This window comes from bacterium (assembly GCA_035703895.1).
In the GTDB taxonomy this organism is placed as follows: domain Bacteria; phylum Sysuimicrobiota; class Sysuimicrobiia; order Sysuimicrobiales; family Segetimicrobiaceae; genus Segetimicrobium.
The window spans coordinates 1-19,098 of record DASSXJ010000169.1; the positions used below are offsets into that span (position 1 = coordinate 1).

Below are 19,098 nucleotides of genomic sequence, written 5' to 3' on the forward strand. Positions count from 1 at the left end.
CGGGGGCGAAGAACGCGCTGCCGGTCTTGAGCAGGCTCACGATCTCCGCGCCGCCCTTCCGAGTGCGTTCCGCGAGCGCCGCGATCTGCTCAGGGGGGAGCAGGGTGGCGAGCGGGATGCCTCCGACCGTCGCGAGGCTGCTCAGCGGGACCATGTGCGTATCGCTGTGAGCACCGATCACCATCGCGGAGACATCCTGCACCGAGACGCCGAGGGCCTGCGCGATGAACGTCCGAAACCGGGTGCTGTCGAGCGCGCCGCTCTGCCCCATCACCCGTTCTGGGGGGAATCCGCTCACCTTGAAGGCCAGGTACACCATCACATCGAGCGGATTGGTGACGACAATCAAGTGGGCGGTCGGTGAGCGCTTGGTCACCTGCTCGGTCACGCCTCGGACGATCCCGGCGTTTGTGGCGAGGAGGTCCTCCCGGCTCATCCCAGGCTTGCGGGCGATCCCGGCAACGATCACGACGATATCCGAATGCGCGGTCTCATCGTATCCGTTAGTGCCGGTAATACGGAAGTCGACGCCTTCGATCGGCTCCGCTTCCATGAGATCCAGCGCCTTCCCCTGGGGCATCCCCTCGATGACGTCCACCAGCACCACGTCGGCGAGCCGGTGCGAAAGCATCCACTGGGCGGCCGAATGCCCGACATTTCCGGCTCCGACAATCGTCACTTTTGCCCGCGTCCTGACCACCCGGTGTCCCTCCAATGCCTCACATGCTGTCGATGACGGACGTGGCGAACTCGCTGGTGCGCACCTCGTGCGCGCCCTCGGTGAGCCGCGCCAGGTCGTAGGTCATGATCTTGCGACGGAATGTTGCTTCCATTCCTTTGATGATCAGGTCCCCCGCCTCCCGCCATCCGAGGTGCTCCAGCATCATCACCCCGGACAGGATCAACGACCCGGGGTTCACCTTGTCCTGGTTTGCGTACTTGGGTGCGGTACCGTGCGTCGCCTCGAACACCGCGTGGAAATCGCTGATGTTCCCACCCGGCGCCATGCCGATCCCACCCACCTGAGCGGCCACCGCGTCGGAAATGTAGTCACCGTTGAGGTTGCCGGTGGCGATGACATCGAACGACCTCGGCCGGGTCAGCAGGTGTTGGAACGTGACGTCGGCGATGTAGTCCTGGATCAAGATCTTCCCGGACGGGATCTTCCCGCGGTGCTTCTCTTCGACCTCGCCCCAACGGATCGTCCGATCGCCGAACTCTTCGCGGGCCAATTCATAGCCCCACTGCGCGAACGCCCCCTCAGTGTACTTCATGATGTTGCCCTTGTGCACGAGGGTGACGCTCCGGCGGCCGTGGTCGATCGCGTACTGGATGGCCTTGCGGACCAGCCGCTTGGTCCCAAACGGGCTCATCGGCTTGAGCCCGACCCCGGCGCCCTCGCGGATCTTCCACTTGAACTCGCGGCCCACAAAGTCGATCAGCTTCTTGGCCTCGGGGGTGCCGCCCGCAAACTCGTACCCGACGTAGATATCCTCGGTGTTCTCCCGGAACACGACGACGTCCACCTGCTCCGGGTGGCACACCGGGCTCGGCACGCCCTCGAAGTACCGCACGGGACGGATGCACGCGTACAGGTCGAGCTGCTGACGGAGCGACACGTTGAGGCTCCTGAACCCACCCCCGATCGGGGTCGTCAGCGGGCCCTTGATCCCGACGGTGTAGTACTCGAACGCGCGCAGGGTATCGTCGAGGAGCCAGGTCCCGAACTGGGTGTGGGCCTTCTCCCCCGCGAAGACCTCGAACCACACGATCTGCTTCCGCCCGCCATAGGCCTTCTTGACGGCCGCTTCCAGCACGCGCACGGTCGCCCGCCAGATGTCGGGTCCGGTGCCGTCGCCCTCGATGAACGGGATGATCGGAGTGTCGGGGACGTGCAGCGTGCCGTGGCGGATTTCGATCCGCTGCCCCTCGCGGGGAGGGGTGAGCGTCTCTAGGTTCAGCATCCCCCCGGTTCCTTTCTTCCGAGGATCGGGAGAAGAGCCCGCCAGTAGTCTTTCACAGCTTCATGAGGACGACCACGGTAAGGATGGTGCCGACAATGGCACTGCCGTAACACGCGAAGGCCACGAGACCCCGGCCGCCCTTTAACCCTAGGTCGACGAGCGCGAAGCGGAACCGGTGCGCCCAATGGAAGAGTGGGAGCGAGATCAGGACGAAGAGGTAGAGCCGGCTGATCGGGTGGGAAACCAGCGCAAGCACCCGGTCGTATTCGAACGACTCCCGAACCCAGCCCGCGGGCCCCGCGATCCCGGTGAGCACGATGTGGACCGGTACAAGGAAGGCGGCAACGACTCCTCCGACCGCGAAGAGCGCCCACCAGAACGGATCGTTTGACCTGGCCATTTCTCACTTCCACCACAGCACAATGGACGTCATGGCGATGGAGGCGCCAATCCACGCTACGTAAGTGCCACCCACGACGATCAGCGGTGGCACCCTCCGCTCTCCGAACTGCATTCGCATCGCCATCGGGGTGAGATTGAACCACGTGACGGTGTGGAAGAGTGCGGCGGCGAGCACCAGGACATGAAAGACGATCATCCCGGGGGATGCAAGAAACCGCAGGTAAGCCTCGTACGCTTCGCGTCCCTTGGCAAGGTTGTGCAGCATCAGCAGGAAGAGTATCAGATAGGCGACGATGAAGACGCTGGTCAGCTCCCGTATCATGAAGAGAAAGTAGGCGCGGTTGGTGAGCCACCAGGTAGGTGACATGGGACGGTGATACGGGCTCATCATCTCCCCCACGGCCAGAGGACGCTCTTAAACCAATCGATGGTGCTGGACACCTTGGCCTGCTGGATGGCCCCCGCAGGATCGACGTGTGCCGGACAGACGACAGTGCATTCGCCAACGAGGGTACACTCCCAGATGCCCTCATCGCCGGCGACGATCTCCTGGCGCTGCGGGCGTCCCTGGTCGCGCGAGTCCATGCTGTACCGCTGGGCCAGGGCGGTCGCCGCCGGGCCCAGGAAGCGATTATCCATGCCATAGACCGGGCAGGCGGAGTAACAGAGCATACAATTGATACACATGCTGAACTGCTTGTACCGATCCAGCTCGGCCGGATTCTGGAGGAACTCCCCCTCGGAGAGCGGTCTCTCCTCCTTGCGGATGATCCAGGGCTTGATGCTCGTGAGCTTCTCCATAAAGTCGTCCAAGACGATCACCAGGTCGCGCTCGACCGGGAAATTCGCCAGCGGCTCGACCCGTACCGGGGCCGGGTAATAGTCCTTCAAAAAAGTGGCGCAGCTGAGCTTCGGAACCCCGTTGATCATCATCCCGCAACTGCCGCACACGCCCATCCGGCAGGACCAGCGATAAGAAAGGGTTCCATCAATCTCGTCCTTGATGTAGTTGATGGCATCTAGGACCACCCAGTCGTCGCGATACGGGACACGATACGTCTGCAAGGTGGGCGCGGGGTCTTGCTCCCCTCGGTACCTGAAGATCTCCAAGGTCATCGTCGCCGCCGGCATCTTCATCTCCCGTACACGCGTTCCGCGGGCGGCCAGCGGGTGATGACGACATTCAGGTATTCGATCCGCGGCGCACCGCCGGTTCGATAAGCCATGCTGTGCTTGAGGAAGCGTTCGTCGTCGCGCTTCGGATGATCGGTCCGCTGGTGTGATCCGCGCGACTCGGTGCGCGCCACGGCCGAATGGGCGATCGCCTCAGCGACATCCAGCATGAAATCGAGTTCGAGCGCAGATGTGAGTTGGGTGTTGAAACTCAGGCTGCGATCGTCGAGGCGGATGTTCGAGAACCGTTCGCGGAGCCCCGCCAGCCGGTCGCAGGTCTCCCGGAGCGACGCCTCGTCGCGGTAGATGCCGGCGCCGGCCTCCATCGTCCGGGTCATCTCGGTCCGCAACGTTACAATGCGCTCGGTGCCCCCCTCTTTCCGGATGAAGTCGCTGGCGATGCGCTGCTGCTCGTCGCGTGCCTGGGCGGCCAGGGCCGTGCGGTCGATCTCCGAGTGCTCCAAGGCGAACGTGGCCGCACTCTTGCCCGCCCGGGCTCCGAACACCAACAGCTCCGGCAGCGAGTTCGACCCCAGCCGGTTCGCCCCGTTGATGCTGACGCAGGCGACTTCGCCCGCGGCGAACAGGCCGGTCAGGGATGACGCGCCGTGCACGTCTGTGTGCACACCCCCCATCATGTAGTGCACGACCGGCCGGACCGGGATGGGCTCGTACACCGGGTCGATGCCGACATAGCGGCGCGCGAGCTCGCGCAGGAAGGGGAGGTCTGCATTGATCTTCTTCTCGCCCAAGTGCCGCATGTCGAGAAGCACGACCTCCCCGTAAGGACCTTCGATGGTACGACCCTTTTGGGCCTCCTTCACAAACGCCTGCGACACCTTGTCTCGAGGCCCCATTTCCATGGCCCGCAACCGCGGCCAGGGCTCCGGGGGGCCCAGGCCGTAGTCCTGCAGATAGCGGTAGCCATCCTTGTTGACGAGGATGGCCCCCTCCCCCCGGGCCCCCTCGGTGATGAGGATACCCGTGCCCGGCAGCCCCGTGGGGTGGTATTGGACGAATTCCATGTCCTTGAGCGGCACCCCGGCCCGATAGGCCATGGCCATCCCGTCACCGGTCTTGATGGCCCCGTTGGTGGTAAAGGGAAAAACGCGACCCGCTCCGCCCGTACAAAGAATCACCGCCCTGGCCGCGATCAGCCGGACGTGCCCGGTGCGCATCTCGATGGCCGTGACGCCTTGACATCGGCCATTCTCCACGAGCAGCTTCGTCGCGAACCACTCGTCGTACCGCTTGATCGCAGCGAATTTCAGCGAGGTCTGGAACAGGGTATGCAGCATGTGGAAGCCGGTCTTATCGGCCGCAAACCATGTACGCTCGATCGTCATCCCGCCAAAGGGCCGGACGGCGACGCTTCCGTTCGGATCGCGGCTCCAGGGGCAGCCCCAATGCTCGAGCTGGATCATCTCGCGTGGAGCTTCCTTGACGAACGCTTCGACGGCATCCTGATCCGCCAGCCAATCGGACCCGCTGATCGTGTCGGTCATATGGTCCTCGACGCTGTCGTTCTCTTTGATCACCGCGGCGGCGCCCCCTTCGGCCGACACGGTGTGGCTGCGCATCGGGTAGACCTTCGAGACGATCGCGATGTCAAGCTCGGGATTCGTCTCGGCCGCGGCGATGGCAGCGCGCAGCCCGGCCCCCCCGCCGCCGATGATGACGATGTCGTGCTGGATGATCTCTGCCACTCTCCTAGGTGCCCCGCGGCTCCTTCTTTTTCCCGAACACCCGGAGGAGCGACCGCCAGGGATCAAAGTAGTCGTCCGCCATGCGCTCCTTGAGGGGGATGATGGCGTTATCGGTGATGTGGATGTGCTCCGGGCAGACCTCCTCACAGCACTTGGTAATGTTGCAGAACCCGATCCCGCCGCTCCCTCGGAGGAGGTCCGTCCGCGAGAGCGTGTCCTTGGGGTGCATTTCCAGGGCGGCAACCCGCACCATGAATCGGGGGCCCATGTAGCGGTCGAACCCATCGTGCTCCCGCAGGACGTGGCAGACGTCCTGGCAGAGGAAGCACTCGATACACTTCCGGAACTCGAAGAGCCGTTCCACGTCCTCGGGATACATCTTCCATGGTCCGGGGTCATACGGGCTGGGTGTAAACGGCGGGATCTGCTTGTTGACCCGATAGTTCCAGGAGACATCCGAGACGAGGTCTTTGATGACAGGAAAGGCTTTCATCGGCCGCACAGTAATCGGCTCGCCCTTGAAGTCGTCCACGCGGGTCTTGCACATCAACCGGGGGTGACCATTGATCTCCGCACTGCACGACCCGCACTTCGCCGCCTTGCAGTTCCAGCGGCACGCAAGGGTGCCATCCAGGTGAGCCTGGATGTAATGGATCCCGTCGAGTACAACCATGCCTTCGGTAACGGGCACCCCGTATGTGACCAGATCACCACCTTTGGCATCACCGCGGAATACGTGGAAGGTCGCCTCCGCCATTTCTCCTCCTAGGCCGTCTGTTGGATGAGCCGGGCGAGGTCGAGCGGCATCTGCGGGACCGGCCGCGTCGTCGCCTTCATCTTGCCGTCGCGGTACACGACGACGTTCAAGGTCCCCCACTGGGGGTCTTGGTTGGGGTAGTCCAGGCGCCAGTGTGCCCCGCGACTCTCCTGACGCTCGATCGCCGACCGGAAGATCGCTTCGCACAGCGTCAGCATGAAGCGGACGTCGCGGCACGCGTGCCACCCGGGATTGAAAAGCCTCGAGCCTCCGACCCGGAGTCCCTCGACGCGCTTCTGCAGCGCCCCCACCTTTTCGAGTCCTTGGGCAAGCCCCTCTCCGGTCCGCGCGATCCCGGCGTGTGTGCTCATCACCTCTTGCAACTCCTCGTGCAGACCGAAGGGATTCTCCTGTCCGTCCCCCTCGAACGGGCGCTGGAGTAGGGTCCGCTCTTCTTCGGCCTGGTGCTCGTCCACCTGCGGCGCGGCGCGGAGCCCCCCGACGTAGGCAGCCGCATGCTCGCCAGCCCGCTTGCCGAAAACCAGGAGGTCGCCCAGCGAGTTACCTCCAAGCCGGTTGGCGCCGTGAAGTCCCGCAGCCACCTCCCCGACGGCAAACAGGCCAGGCACAGTCGTCGCCCCAGTCCCCGCTTCCACGCGCACGCCACCCATCACGTAGTGGACCGTTGGCGCGACTTCCATCGGGGACTTCGTAATGTCGATATTCGCCAGCTTGAGGAACTGCTCGTACATGCTAGGCAGTTTCCGTTTGATGAACTCCGGCTCCCAGTGGGTGATGTCCAGAAACGCCCCGCCATGGGGGCTTCCGCGCCCCGCCCGAACTTCCTCATAGATGGACCGCGCGACTACGTCCCGACTGCTGAGCTCCTTTTTCTTCGGGTCGTACCGCTCCATGAAGCGCTCGCCCAGACTGTTCCGGAGGACTCCACCCTCCCCGCGGACCGCCTCGGTCACCAGGATGCCCCGCACGCCGGGAGGCCAAACCATCCCGGTAGGGTGGAACTGCACCATCTCCATGTCCATGAGTTCGGCGCCGGCATCGTAGGCCATCGCACACCCGTCCCCGGTGCACTCCCAGGAGTTGCTCGTGACCTTGTAGACTTTGCCCCACCCGCCGGTGGCCAGGATCACAGCCTTCGCCCGGAAGAGCACGAACCGCCCATCTTCGCGCCGGTAGCCAAACGCCCCGGCGATCCGTTCCGCGTCCTTGAGCAGCCAGGTGAGCGTCACCTCCATGTAGACCTCGATCCTACTGTGCACCGCCTTGTCCTGGAGCGTCCGGATGAGTTCAAGCCCGGTCCGGTCACCGACGTGACAGGCCCGCGGGTAGGTGTGGGCCCCGAACGGACGCTGGAGAATTTTTCCATCGGGTGTGCGGTCGAATAGACCTCCCCACTGTTCCAACTCGTACACACGGTCGGGCACTTCCCTGGCAAAGATCTCCACCATGCGATAGTCATTGATCAGCTTACCGCCGCGCATGGTATCGATGAAGTGTGCCTGCCAGTTGTCCCTAGGATCCACGTTCCCGAGGGCCGCAGCGATCCCCCCCTCCGCCATGACCGTATGGGCCTTGCCGAGGAGCGACTTGCACACCAAGCCGACGGAGAGCCCAGCCTCCACCGCGGCGATCGCCGCACGCATGCCGGCGCCTCCCGCGCCGATTACCAAGACGTCGTGCTCGAATGTCTCGTACCAGTCAGCCATTCACGCCTCCCACAAGATCCCAGGCTAGAACAAGGCCGGGTCGACGATCTCTTTCGCCATCAGCAGGCGCAGGTAGACGTCGACGGCGACGACGGAAAAGAGGCTCGCCCATGCCCACACTGCGTGCTCGTGGTTCAACGGCGTCACCCACTGCCACAGGCGAAAACGCGCTCGGCCGCCGCTGGCGCAGGAGTAGCAGTCGAGGTTGCCGCCAACGATGTGGCGGAACGCATGGCAGCCGAGCGTGTACCCGGAGAGTAGAACGACGTTGGCGAGGAACAGCAGCGAGCCCAGGTGGATCCCGAAACGCCCGTTAAACACAAACGCCTTGATCGCATCGATCCACAGGAAGACGAGCACCACGATTGCCGCGTACAGCAGGTAGCGGTGGAGGTTGTTGAGGACGAAGGGAAACGATGTCTCGCCGCTGTACTGACGGCGGGACTCAGGGATCATGCACGAGATGGGGTCGGCGAAGTAGGAGCGATAGTACGCCTTGCGGTAATAATAGCAAGTCGCCCGGAACCCGGCTGGGGCCCACAGCACCCAAAACGCCGGCGAGATCGGGATGGCAGCGATCGTCACCGGAGGCGAGTAGAATGGCGAGAGGTACGACCCGATAGACCCGTGCCCCTGGAACGCTACCCAGGTCGCGTAGACCACGAAGCCCGACAGGATGGTAACGGTGGCGGCCGGCTGGAGCCACCAGGGCATGGATGAGGCATACGAATGCGTCGCCGCATGGTCGGCCATGAGACTCTACCCGACTCCGACGTGGGACTGGGGAGCCTATTCCGCTCCGTCAGAGTCGTTTCCTCCCCCACTGACGACGCGCCCGCGCAGTATACTTGTTACGCCGAAAGCACTGTCGCTATGGAGGATGCCAATGAGCACGGACGGACAGTACCGGATCGAACGTGATGCCTTAGGGGAGGTGCGGGTTCCCGCCGATGCCTACTACGGCTCGCAGACCGCCCGCGCGATCGAGAACTTTCCCATCAGCGGCCTCAGGCTCCCACGGGCGTTCATCGCCGCCACCGCAATGATCAAGCGGGCGGCCGCAGAGGTGAATGCCGCGCTGAAGCTTCTCGATCCGAAGGTCGCGGACGCGATAGTGCAAGCGGCGGAGGAAGTCATCGACGGGAAGTGGGACGCGCAATTTCCGATCGACGCGTTCCAGATGGGCGCCGGCACGTCCCAGAACATGAACGCGAACGAGGTGATCGCCAACCGCGCGATCGAGCTGCTCGGCGGCAGGCGGGCTGACTACAAACTCGTCAACCCCAACGACCATGTCAACATGGCCCAGTCCACCAACGATGTCACGCCGACCGCGATCCGACTTGCCGCGCTGATGACCCTCGGCGACCTGCTCTCAGCCCTCGAGGGCCTTGTGGAAGCGCTGGGGCAGAAGGCCCACGAGTTCGACAGCATCGTGAAGGCCGGCCGCACCCACCTCCAGGACGCCGTCCCGGTTCGGCTGGGCCAGGAGTTCGGCGCGTACGCGCAGGCGGTCGCCATCGACATCGAACGCATCAAGAACGCTCGTGAACGCCTGCTCTACATCGGGATCGGCGGGACGGCGACGGGAACCGGGCTCAACGCCGATCCGCAGTATCACGTCCGGATGGTGCGCCGACTCTCCGAGTTGACCGGGCTGCCGCTTCGCAGTTCGGGGAACCTCTTCGAGTCGATGCAGAACATGGCGGATGCGCTCGAGTGCTCGGCCGCGCTCCGGACCCTCGCCGCCACCCTCACACGCATTGCCAACGATCTGCGCCTGATGGCCTCGGGGCCGAACACAGGCCTCGACGAGATCCGCCTCCCGGCGGTGCAGCCCGGATCCTCGATCATGCCCGGGAAGGTCAACCCATCGATGGCCGAGATGTTGAACATGGTCTGCTTCCATGTGATGGGCAATGATCTGACCGTCTTGACCGCGGTCCAGGCGGGTCAGCTCGAGCTCAACGTCATGCTGCCGGTCATCGCGCTCAACCTCCTTCAGTCGATCCAGATTTTGACCAACGCCGTCGGAGCGTTCACCGACCGGTGCGTACGGGGCATCGTGGCCAACGAGGAGCGGTGCCGTCACTGGGTCGAACACAGCGCGGCGCTGGCGACCGCGCTCAACCCGTACCTTGGTTACAGCACCGTGGCCGAGGTCGTGAAGGAGTTCGTCCGCACGGGCCGCCCGATCCGGCAGATCGTCTTGGAGCGGGGCCTCCTCTCCGAGGCGCAACTCAACGAGATCTTGTCGGTCCGCGCGATGACCGAGCCAGGGATTCCGGGCAAGGCCCGAGCGCTGTAGGCCCGCGCCGGAGGACCGAGGGGGTGGGCGATGCACATCTCGTTGTCCGACCTGCTATGGGTGTTTTTCATCATCTCCTTCCTCCAACCGCTGCTCTCCCGACAGTGGCAGCAGACAAGCCGCCTGCGGCTGTTCCAGCAGCTGGAACGCAGCCGGGGCAGCCGGGTCATCGCCCTGATCCACCGCGAAGAGACGATGAGCCTGCTGGGGTTTCCGATCGTCCGGTACATCGACATCCAGGACTCGGAGGAGGTGCTGCGGGCGATCCGGCTGACGCCGCCCGAGATGCCGATCGATGTCATCCTCCACACGCCCGGCGGGCTGGTGCTCGCGGCGGAGCAGATCGCACGGGCGCTCCGCGATCATCCGGGGCGGGTCACGATGTTCGTCCCGCACTACGCGATGTCGGGCGGCACCCTGGTGGCCCTGGCCGCCGACGAGATCGTCATGGACCCCCACGGGGTGCTGGGCCCGGTTGACCCGCAGCTCGGCAACCATCCCGCCGTCTCGATCATCGCCGCAGTGAATCGCAAGCCGGTGGAGCGCGTTGACGATGAGACGTTGATCCTCGCGGACATGTCCCAAAAAGCGCTGCAGCAGGTCCGGGCGGTCGTGGTCGAGTTGGCGTCGCGGCGGCTTCCGACCGACCGGGCGGAGGCGCTGGCCGCGCGCCTGACCGGCGGCGGCTGGACCCACGACTATCCGATCACGGTGACGGAGGCGCGGGAGCTCGGATTTGCGATCTCCACGGAAATGCCGAGAGCCATTTACGATATGATGCAACTCTACCCGCAGTCGGGGCGCCGCCGGCCCTCCGTGGAATATGTGCCGCTTCCCTACCGGGCGCCGGCCGCTCCCCTCCCGCGCGACCGCGAACACCGCTAGGGCGGGGCGGGCGGGAGTTTCCGTCGGGTCAGCGAGAGGCGATCCAGGTCACGTCGGGTCGCCCCGACATGTGGTTGGCCGCGCGCGCCAACACGAAGAGGAGATCGGAAAGCCGGTTGACATACTTCAGAAGCTCGGGGTTGACCGGCTCTTGCCCGGCGAGCCGTACGATCTCCCGCTCCGCCCGGCGGGCGACTGTACGCGCGTGGTGGAGGGCGGCGGCCGCGGGCGTGCCGCCGGGGAGCACGAACTCGCGTAGGGCCGGCAGCATGGCCTCGAAGCGATCAATCTCCCCTTCGAGGGCTGCCACCCGCTCCGCGGGCGTGCGCATCACGTGCCCGGCTGCCCGGGAAGCCGCGTCGGGCGTCGCAAGCTCGGCCCCAAGATCGAACAACTGATGCTGCAGGCGCTCGAGGACGCCGTCGATCTCCTGGGGCATCTCAGTCGAGCGGGCTAGGCCGATGACCGCGTTCAACTCGTCGACGGTGCCGTAGGCGCAGACCCGAAGGGCGTCCTTCGAGACCCGTTCGCCGCCGAAGAGGCTCGTCTCGCCGCCATCCCCCGTTCTCGTATAGATTCGCGTCACGGGACGCTCATTCGTCCGCGGCCACACCCTCTCTACGCAATGCGGGGGCCGCGGCGTCACGCTCGCTCCGACCTGCCATCACGTAGGTGCGGAACCAGGCCAGGATGTGCTTCAGCCGTTCGATGCGATGCTTGGGCTGGCCGTTCCGGGAGAGATCGTGGCTTTCCCCCGGGAACCGGACGAACAGCGTCGGGACGCCCTGCTTCTTGAGCGCTACGAAGAGCTGCTCGCCCTGCTCGATCGGGCAGCGCAGGTCGTTCTCGCTGTGGAGAATCAGGAGCGGCGTCCGCATCTGACGCACGTAGGTGATCGGCGACCGCTCCAGATAGAACTCCGGCGATTCCCACGGATCACCGGGAAACTCCCAGAACCCCTTCTGATACGCGAGGTCCGAGGTCCCCCACTGGCTGTACGCGTTACTGATGCTCCGCATCGTGACGCCGGCCGCAAAGCGTTGGGTGTGCCCCACCACCCAGTTGGTCATAAACCCACCGTAGCTGCCCCCCGCGACACCGAGCCGGTCGGGATCGATCCAATCGTAGCTGGCGAGCGCGTGATCGACTCCGCGCATGAGGTCCGCGTAGTCCTTCCCACCCCAGTCGTGGCGGGTGGCCGCGGTGAACGTCTGCCCGTATCCCTGACTCCCGCGTGGGTTCATGTAGATCACGCCGTACCCCGAGGCGGCAAGCACTTGAAGCTCGTGGAAGAACGCGTTCCCGTACGCGCCGTGAGGCCCGCCATGAATCTCGAGCACCGTCGGGATCCGCTTCCCGGGCGTCGTGCCGCGGGGCCGTAACGCCCAGCCCTCGATCTTCCACCCGTCCACGCTGGAAAATTGAAACCGTTCCGGGACGGCGAGGGCCAAGGTCCCGAGCGATGGGCCGTTCCAGTCCGAGAGCCGTCGAAGCGGGGCCGCGCCCGCCCCCAGCTCCTGGACCGCGAGCTCCCCTGGGGTCAGCGGATCGCTTTCCACACAGACCACCCGCCGGGCGCTCCGGTCCAGCGAGCACCCGATCAATTCGTGATCTCCTGCCGTCTCTTGACGCACCGCGCCATCGAGGACGGCGGCCGACGCAATCTGCGTGTTGCCGCCGTCGGCGTACATAAAGAACACCCGCGATCCGTCGGGCGCCCAGCTGAGGCCGCCGGCGCCGGGGTGCGCGCGCGTGTCGGAGATCACGTGATGATCGGCGCTCCGGTCGAACCTTCGCGTCAAGCATGTAGGATCGCCGCCGGTCACTCGAACGATCCAGACTTGAGCATTGGTCGCCCCCCGGCACGCATTGTCGTGCCCAACGTACGCGATGCGGGTGCCGTCGGGAGACCAGGCAGGCTGCCCCGCAGGTCCGATGCCCCGGGTCAGGCGGCGCGGGGATCCCCCTCCCTCGACGGCCGCAACCCAGATGTCGGTCACGTTGGTGAGATCGGCGTTCGGGTCGGGGTTGGCCGCGTAGGCGATCGACTTCCCGTCCGGCGACCAGGCGGGGTTGGTGTGGTCGCACTCCTCATGGGTCAGCGGATGCGCCTCGCCGCCGTCCGCGGGAAGCACCAGCACCTGCTTCCAGCGTCCGTCCCAGAACCCCTCGCCGTCCAGCTTATAGCGCAGCCGTGAGATCACGCGGACGTCGCTCTCGTCCGGCCCGGGCTTTGGTTGCGGTTTTCCGACGAGGGCCAGCCACCGGCTGTCGGGCGACCAGGCCAGCTCGGATGGCACGGAGGCGCCCGAGGTGAGAGGTCGGGCCTCCCCACCGTCCGGATCGATGATCCAGATCTGCTTCTCTCCGCTCCGGTCCGAGATGAACGCGATCCGCCGGCCGTCGGGGGACCAGCGGGGGCTCGTGTCGCGGCCCCGCGCGGTGGTCAATTGTCGCGGCGCGCCGCCGTTGGTCGGGACGATCCACAGATGAGTGTGGTAGGCGTTGGCCCCGCCGTCGGCGGTCGTCACCGTGCAGACCACGCGAGACCCGTCCGGAGACAGTTGCGGGTCGCCGACGATCTTGAGCGCAAGCAGATCCTCGATGGTGACCTCACGCAGGCTCATCACAAGATCTCCTCCTCAGGATCCCCGGCCGAGCAGTGGGGGCGGCAGACCATCGGTCCAAGAACACACCCGGTGTCCTCATCGTTCTGCGACGGGCGCGTGCGTCCCTCCGGCCGCCTCCGCCGTCACCGCCCCAGCGCGAGCCGCTGAGCGAGTTGGATCGGAAGACCCCGCGCCGTCATCTTCGCCTGGGTGGCCGCGAAGGGATAGGGGAGACGCTGGAGCGTCACGGTACGCGTCTCGGTATCGAGCAGCAGGTACGAGGCGCGTGGATCTCCATCCCGCGGCTGCCCGACGCTCCCGACGTTGACGATGTACCGGGACGACCGGGCGAGCGGGACGCTGTCGCCCGCCGGCAGGGCCCGCGCGCTCACTGTCCCGTCGGCCTCCAGGATGAACGTGCCGGGGACGTGCGAGTGCCCGACCAGGCAGAGCGAGAACGCGTGCTCAGAAAAGATCGCGAGCGAGGTCGGAAGATCGAGGATGTATTCCTCGAAGGGGTCCCGCGGGCTTCCGTGGACGGCGAGGAAGTCGTCGATCACGAGCCGGTCGGGCAGCGTCACCAGCCATCGGCGTGTGTCCTCGCTCACGACGCCCATCGTCCACTCGATGGCCTGGCGCGCAAGTGGGGTGAACACGCTGATGTCGAGCGCGCCGATGGCCGCGAGGTCGTGGTTCCCCGCGATGACCGGACCCGCGAGTCCTCGGATGCGCTCGACACACTCGTTGGGATCGGGGCCGTACCCGACCGTGTCGCCGAGGCAGAGACAGACGTCCGGCCGGCCGCGGCGGACGTCGGCCAGGACGATCTCGAGGGCCTCAAGGTTCCCGTGAACATCCGACAGCACTGCGTATCGCACAGAATGACCCCTGACCCTACCGCCGCCGTTTGCCGAGCTCGGCGAAGACGTCGTCCGGACTGAGGCCGAGGAACACAAGGAGCGCGATCGAGTGAAACCAGAGGTCGGCGGTCTCCTCGACGAGCCGCTCGCGGGTTTCCTTGCGGGCGGCCCGCGTCACCTCTGCCGCTTCTTCCATAATCTTCTCGTTGAGCCGCGCCAGGCCCTCGGCGAACAGCCCGGCGGTGTACGATCCTTCGCGCGGGCGCGCCCGCCGGTCCGCCAGCACCGTGGCGATCTCGTGGAGGACCCGAGCTGACCCAACCGGTGGCGCGGGCGGCGGGCCGTTCTCGGGCTCGATCGCCGCCTCGCCCTGCCGCTCGGCAACGGACCGATAAAAGCAGGTTCGATGCCCGGTATGGCAGGCGGGTCCGGTTTGTTCCACACGGAGCAGGACGGCATCACCATCGCAATCGGCGCGGATCGCGGTCACCCGCTGGGTATGGCCCGACTCCTCCCCCTTCCGCCACAACCGCTGGCGGCTCCGGCTCCAGTACCACGCCTGCCCGGTCTCGAGGGTCCGCCGCAGCGCCTCGCGGTTCATGTGCGCCACCATCAGGACCTCGCCGGTGCCGGCGTCCTGCGCCACCGCGGTGACCAGGCCGCTCGGGTCGAACCGGAACGTATCGCTCTCCATAGGCCCAATCCCCCCGCGGATCAGCGGCGCACCGGAATCCCGGCCGCAGCCATGTGCGCTTTCGCCTCGGCGATGCTGTGCCGGCGGAAATGGAACATCGACGCGGCAAGCACGGCGTCGGCATCCGCCTCCCGTATCACGTCGACGAAGTGCCGGGGATGGCCCGCGCCCCCGGAGGCGATGATGGGAATGCGGACCGTGTGTGTCACCGCCCGCGTCAGCGCCAGGTCGTACCCTTGCTCATGCCCGTCCTGATTCATGCTCGTCAGGAGGATCTCCCCGGCCCCCCGATCGGCCGCCTCACGGGCCCACTCGACCGCATCCCGCCCCGTTGGCGCGCGTCCCCCGTGCGTGTACACTTCCCACCGGCCGGGGGCGATCTGCCGCGCGTCGATCGCCACCACGATGCACTGGCTCCCGAACCGCAGGGCGGCTTCCCGAATCAGCTCGGGTCGCTCGTGCGCGGCGGTGTTGATCCCGACTTTGTCGGCCCCGGCGCCGAGCATCCGTCGCAGATCCTCGACCGTTCGGAGCCCGCCCCCCACCGTGAACGGGATCGTGAGCACCTCCGCCGTCCGACGGACGACCTCCTCCATGATCCCGCGCCGCTCGTGGGACGCCGTGATGTCCAGGAACACGACCTCGTCGGCTCCCTCTCGATCATACAGAACGGCCAGTTCCACCGGATCCCCGGCGTCGCGGAGATTCACAAAACTCGTGCCCTTGACGACCCGGCCGGCGTCAACGTCGAGGCAGGGAATGACGCGTCGTGCCAGCATCGACTCAGGCGGCGGCCGCCAGCAGGTCCTCGAGCCGCACCAGGCCCTCGTACAGCGCCCGCCCCACGATCACCCCTTCGAGTCCCATCGCCTCGAGGGGACGCAGGTGCTCAATATCCTCGACCGAGGCAACCCCGCCGGCAGCGATCACCGGCACGGTGACGCCGCGCAGGAACCGCTCGATCGCGGCCACGTTGGCGCCTCCGAGCGTCCCATCCGGATCGATGTCGGTATAGATGATGCGCGGCGCTCCCGCGTCGATGACTTGAGCCGCGGCCGCGGCGGCGGCCGTCCCCGTGCGGGTCACCCAGCCCTCCGTCCTCACTTCGCCGTCGCGCGCATCGATCCCGACCACGATGCGGTCGCCGAACCGACGGCAGGCCTCCTGCAAAATCTCTCGGCGGGACAGCGCGACGGTGCCGAGGATCACGCGGGCGGCGCCCGCATCGAGCCACCGCTCGACCGTCGCGAGATCCCGCATCCCCCCGCCTACTTCGACCGGGATGGCCGCCGCCTTGATGAGGCGCTGGATCGCGTTCGCGTTGGCCTGGGCGCCCGTGAACGCGCCGTCGAGGTCGACCACGTGCAGCCAGCGTGCGCCCGACGCCACCCACCGCAGGGCCGCCGCGGTAGGATCGGCATCAAAGAGGAGCTCATGGTCCGCCGCGCCTTGAATGAGGCGCACGCAGCGGCCGCCCCGGACATCAACCGCGGGGAGCACCAACACCGGCGACCCACCTGGCGAAGTTCTCCAACATCCGGATCCCGACACCGCCCGATTTCTCGGGGTGAAACTGGGTGGCCCACACGTTGCCGCGGCCGACCACCGCGGCAACCGGCCCCCCGTACTCCGCCATCGCGGCGATGAGCCCGTCATCCGCCGGCACCGCATGGTATGAGTGGATGAAGTACACGTGATCGCCGGGGGTGCACCCGTCGAGCAACGGAGACGGACGCAGAAGTCTCAGGGCGTTCCATCCCATGTGGGGGATCTTCACGCTCCCGGAGAGGCGAACGACCCGGCCCGGGAACAGGCCGAGCCCGCGATGTACCCCGTCCTCCTCGCTTTCCTCGAACAATAGCTGCATCCCAAGACAAATTCCTAGAAACGGCCGGCCGGAGTCCACAAACGCCCGGATGCGATCGGCAAATCCCTGGGACCGGAAGCGGGCCATCGCCGGGCCGAACGCCCCGTCCCCTGGAACGACGAGCGCGGCGGCCCCCTCGAGGGGGGCCGGTTCGTCGATGATGCGGACCGCCAACCCTTGGCGCTCCAGCGCCTTCTGAATGCTCCTGAGGTTCCCGGCCCCGTAGTCCACGACCGCGATCATGTCAGGGTTCCCTTAGTCGACGGCACGCCCTGCACCCGCGGATCCAGCCGCACCGCCCGGTCGAGCGCAAGCGCGAGCGCCTTGAACATCGCCTCGATAATGTGGTGGGCATTCCGGCCGTGCACGAGGAGGATATGCAGCGTGATCCCCGCGTTTGTGGCAAACGCCCTGAAGAACTCTTCGGTCAGTTCGGTGTCGTACTCGCCGAGCCGCTGCCGCGGCACCGCCACGGCATAATGTAGATACGGCCGCCCGCTCACGTCCACCACGGCGAGCACCAACGCCTCGTCGAGCGGCGCGTGCTCGGAGGCGAACCGGGCGATTCCGGCCCCATCTCCCAACGCATCCCGGAGCGCCCGCCCGAGCGCGATCCCCACGTCCTCGACGGTGTGATGGGCGTCGATCTCCAAATCCCCGGAGGCGTTGACGGTCAAGTCGAACCGGCCGTGTCGGGCGAGCTGCGCCAGCATGTGGTCGAGGAACGGCAGACGGGTCGACCCGGTGAAGGCGCCGCTGCCGTCGAGGTTCCACATCACCTCGACCTGGGTCTCCGTGGTCTTTCGGACCGTCCGGCCGATGCGGCTCAATCCGGCCCTCCCCTGGCCTGAACGGCCAGCACATGCGCGGGGAAGTCCTCGTAGTGCCCCAGGCGCTCGACGACCGGCCGCACTCGCGCCAAGCCTTCCGCGGACAGGTGCGCTACCGACGTCGCCTTGAGATAGCTGAGCACCGTCACCCCCGAGGTCACGCGTGCAAACCCGCTCGTCGGCAACGCCGCGGGTACGCCGATCGCGTAGTTGCCTGCCGAGAACGGCGTGTGCTGACCGAGCAGGATCTCTCCGGCGTTGCGGATGCGCTGCAGCGTCGCATACGGATCCCTCGTCGCGACCTGCAGGTGCTCGGGCGCATAGAGATTGACGAATGCCACCGCTTCCTCCATCGAGCCGGCGACGATCACCCCACCGTAGTGGCTCATCGCGGTCTGCGCGAACTGACGCCGCTGGACCGGCAGTTGGTCCAGATACCGCGGCATGCGCTCGTGGACTTCCGCGGCGAGCGACTCGGCGGTCGTGACCAGAATCGCGGCAGAATCCGCGCCGTGCTCGGCCTCGTTCAGCAGGTCGAGGGCAAGTCGGTCCGGATCGGCGGACTCGTCGGCCAGGATCATCGATTCGGTGGGGCCGAGGAACGAGAGCAGCCGGACGCCGTAGGCCTGGACGGCGATCTGCGCGGCGGTCACATACGGATTTCCTGGGCCGCCTAGGAGTTGGACCCGGGGCACGGACGCGGTCCCGCACGCCAGCGCGGCAATGCCCGCGACGCCGTTGCAGCGGAATACCTGCGACACCCCGAGCAGATCAGCCGCGACCAGCACCGCCGGATCCGCGCTGCCGTCTTGGCGCGGTGGAAGGACGATGGCGATCTCCTCCACGCCGGCGACGACGGCCGGGGTTACCAGCGTGATCAAGGTCGAGGGAAAGGCCCCTTTCCCGCTCGGAATGTACACGCCGACGCCTTCCACGGGCGTGTATTTGACGCCGGCGGTGATCCCCGGTTCCATCTCCTCAAGCTGGACGCCCGGCGGCCGCAGCCACTCGTTGTACCGACGGGCCCGCTCGATGCTGCTCGCCAGCGCCGACCGCAGCCCGTCGTCGACCACGTCGTAGGCGCGCCGCATCTCTTGACGGTCGACCCGCAGACGGTCCGGCGAGAGGGTCACGCCATCGTACCGCTGCGTGTATTCCACCACGGCGGCGTCGCCGCGCTGCCGGACATCCTCGACGATGGCACGCACGTGCGCGACCCGCTCGGGATCAAACACCTCCACCCTCGACCGCTGCAACATCTGCCGGAGCCGCTCAGGGGGGGCCTGCCCCAACCGAAGAATGTCCACGTGGACCGC

Annotated in this window: 20 protein-coding genes; 2 read left to right on the forward strand and 18 right to left on the reverse strand. The window is 66.3% G+C overall.

Going from position 1 to position 19,098, the window contains the following annotated elements; all coding sequences use genetic code 11:
- The 9 genes from VFP86_11880 to VFP86_11920 form a co-directional block, all read right to left on the reverse strand.
- The coding region (locus tag VFP86_11880; protein HET9000337.1) for a malate dehydrogenase at positions 1-631 on the reverse strand (631 nt) is incomplete at its 3' end.
- An 88-nt stretch (positions 632-719) separates the two neighbouring features.
- Positions 720-1,964 (reverse strand): isocitrate dehydrogenase (NADP(+)), encoded by a 1,245-nt coding sequence (icd, locus tag VFP86_11885; GenBank protein HET9000338.1) that lies wholly within the window; start codon positions 1,962-1,964, stop codon positions 720-722.
- A gap of 52 nt (positions 1,965-2,016) precedes the next feature.
- Positions 2,017-2,364 (reverse strand): fumarate reductase subunit FrdD, encoded by a 348-nt coding sequence (gene frdD / locus VFP86_11890; GenBank protein HET9000339.1) that lies wholly within the window; start codon positions 2,362-2,364, stop codon positions 2,017-2,019.
- Positions 2,365-2,367: 3 nt separating this feature from the next.
- Positions 2,368-2,754 carry a fumarate reductase subunit C gene (locus VFP86_11895; GenBank protein ID HET9000340.1) on the reverse strand — a complete coding sequence of 129 codons (387 nt, stop codon included), beginning with the start codon at positions 2,752-2,754 and terminating at the stop codon, positions 2,368-2,370.
- On the reverse strand, positions 2,754-3,497 hold the full coding sequence (locus tag VFP86_11900) for a succinate dehydrogenase/fumarate reductase iron-sulfur subunit (GenBank protein ID HET9000341.1): 744 nt from the start codon (positions 3,495-3,497) through the stop codon (positions 2,754-2,756). The genes VFP86_11895 and VFP86_11900 overlap by 1 nt, the downstream gene beginning before the upstream one ends.
- A gap of 2 nt (positions 3,498-3,499) precedes the next feature.
- Complete coding sequence (gene frdA, locus VFP86_11905) at positions 3,500-5,245, reverse strand: fumarate reductase (quinol) flavoprotein subunit (GenBank protein ID HET9000342.1); 1,746 nt, start codon at positions 5,243-5,245, stop codon at positions 3,500-3,502.
- A gap of 4 nt (positions 5,246-5,249) precedes the next feature.
- The gene (locus tag VFP86_11910; protein ID HET9000343.1) at positions 5,250-6,002 is read right to left on the reverse strand and encodes a succinate dehydrogenase/fumarate reductase iron-sulfur subunit; all 753 of its coding nucleotides are present in this window, start codon (positions 6,000-6,002) and stop codon (positions 5,250-5,252) included.
- Positions 6,003-6,010: 8 nt separating this feature from the next.
- Positions 6,011-7,729 carry an FAD-binding protein gene (locus tag VFP86_11915; protein HET9000344.1) on the reverse strand — a complete coding sequence of 573 codons (1,719 nt, stop codon included), beginning with the start codon at positions 7,727-7,729 and terminating at the stop codon, positions 6,011-6,013.
- Positions 7,730-7,753: 24 nt separating this feature from the next.
- Positions 7,754-8,482: a succinate dehydrogenase gene (locus tag VFP86_11920; GenBank protein ID HET9000345.1), complete on the reverse strand. Its 729-nt coding sequence runs from the start codon at positions 8,480-8,482 to the stop codon at positions 7,754-7,756.
- A gap of 133 nt (positions 8,483-8,615) precedes the next feature.
- Here VFP86_11920 and VFP86_11925 point away from each other — a divergent pair, with 133 nt between their 5' ends.
- Together VFP86_11925 and VFP86_11930 are read left to right on the forward strand one after the other, a co-directional pair.
- Positions 8,616-10,037, forward strand: coding sequence for an aspartate ammonia-lyase (locus VFP86_11925; protein HET9000346.1), 1,422 nt, complete (start codon positions 8,616-8,618; stop codon positions 10,035-10,037).
- A gap of 30 nt (positions 10,038-10,067) precedes the next feature.
- Positions 10,068-10,922, forward strand: a complete 855-nt coding sequence (locus VFP86_11930; GenBank protein ID HET9000347.1) for a hypothetical protein — start codon at positions 10,068-10,070, stop codon at positions 10,920-10,922.
- A gap of 28 nt (positions 10,923-10,950) precedes the next feature.
- Here the strand turns inward: VFP86_11930 and VFP86_11935 are convergent, their stop codons facing one another.
- The 9 genes from VFP86_11935 to hisD form a co-directional block, all read right to left on the reverse strand.
- Positions 10,951-11,508, reverse strand: a complete 558-nt coding sequence (locus VFP86_11935) for a cob(I)yrinic acid a,c-diamide adenosyltransferase (GenBank protein HET9000348.1) — start codon at positions 11,506-11,508, stop codon at positions 10,951-10,953.
- Between the two features lie 7 nt (positions 11,509-11,515).
- Positions 11,516-13,549 (reverse strand): S9 family peptidase, encoded by a 2,034-nt coding sequence (locus VFP86_11940; protein ID HET9000349.1) that lies wholly within the window; start codon positions 13,547-13,549, stop codon positions 11,516-11,518.
- A gap of 125 nt (positions 13,550-13,674) precedes the next feature.
- Positions 13,675-14,409 (reverse strand): metallophosphoesterase family protein, encoded by a 735-nt coding sequence (locus VFP86_11945; protein ID HET9000350.1) that lies wholly within the window; start codon positions 14,407-14,409, stop codon positions 13,675-13,677.
- A gap of 16 nt (positions 14,410-14,425) precedes the next feature.
- Entirely contained in the window at positions 14,426-15,085 is a 660-nt protein-coding gene (hisIE, locus tag VFP86_11950) for a bifunctional phosphoribosyl-AMP cyclohydrolase/phosphoribosyl-ATP diphosphatase HisIE (GenBank protein HET9000351.1), read from the reverse strand.
- A gap of 20 nt (positions 15,086-15,105) precedes the next feature.
- A complete protein-coding gene (gene hisF / locus VFP86_11955) occupies positions 15,106-15,864 on the reverse strand; it encodes an imidazole glycerol phosphate synthase subunit HisF (protein HET9000352.1) in 759 nt (252 codons plus the stop codon).
- Positions 15,865-15,868: 4 nt separating this feature from the next.
- Positions 15,869-16,591, reverse strand: coding sequence for a 1-(5-phosphoribosyl)-5-[(5-phosphoribosylamino)methylideneamino]imidazole-4-carboxamide isomerase (gene hisA / locus VFP86_11960; GenBank protein ID HET9000353.1), 723 nt, complete (start codon positions 16,589-16,591; stop codon positions 15,869-15,871).
- Complete coding sequence (hisH, locus tag VFP86_11965) at positions 16,569-17,195, reverse strand: imidazole glycerol phosphate synthase subunit HisH (protein ID HET9000354.1); 627 nt, start codon at positions 17,193-17,195, stop codon at positions 16,569-16,571. Before hisH ends, hisA begins: the two co-directional genes overlap by 23 nt.
- Positions 17,192-17,773, reverse strand: coding sequence for an imidazoleglycerol-phosphate dehydratase HisB (gene hisB / locus VFP86_11970; protein ID HET9000355.1), 582 nt, complete (start codon positions 17,771-17,773; stop codon positions 17,192-17,194). Before hisB ends, hisH begins: the two co-directional genes overlap by 4 nt.
- 5 nt (positions 17,774-17,778) lie before the next feature.
- The gene (hisD, locus tag VFP86_11975) at positions 17,779-19,089 is read right to left on the reverse strand and encodes a histidinol dehydrogenase (protein HET9000356.1); all 1,311 of its coding nucleotides are present in this window, start codon (positions 19,087-19,089) and stop codon (positions 17,779-17,781) included.
- Positions 19,090-19,098: the final 9 nt, after the last annotated feature.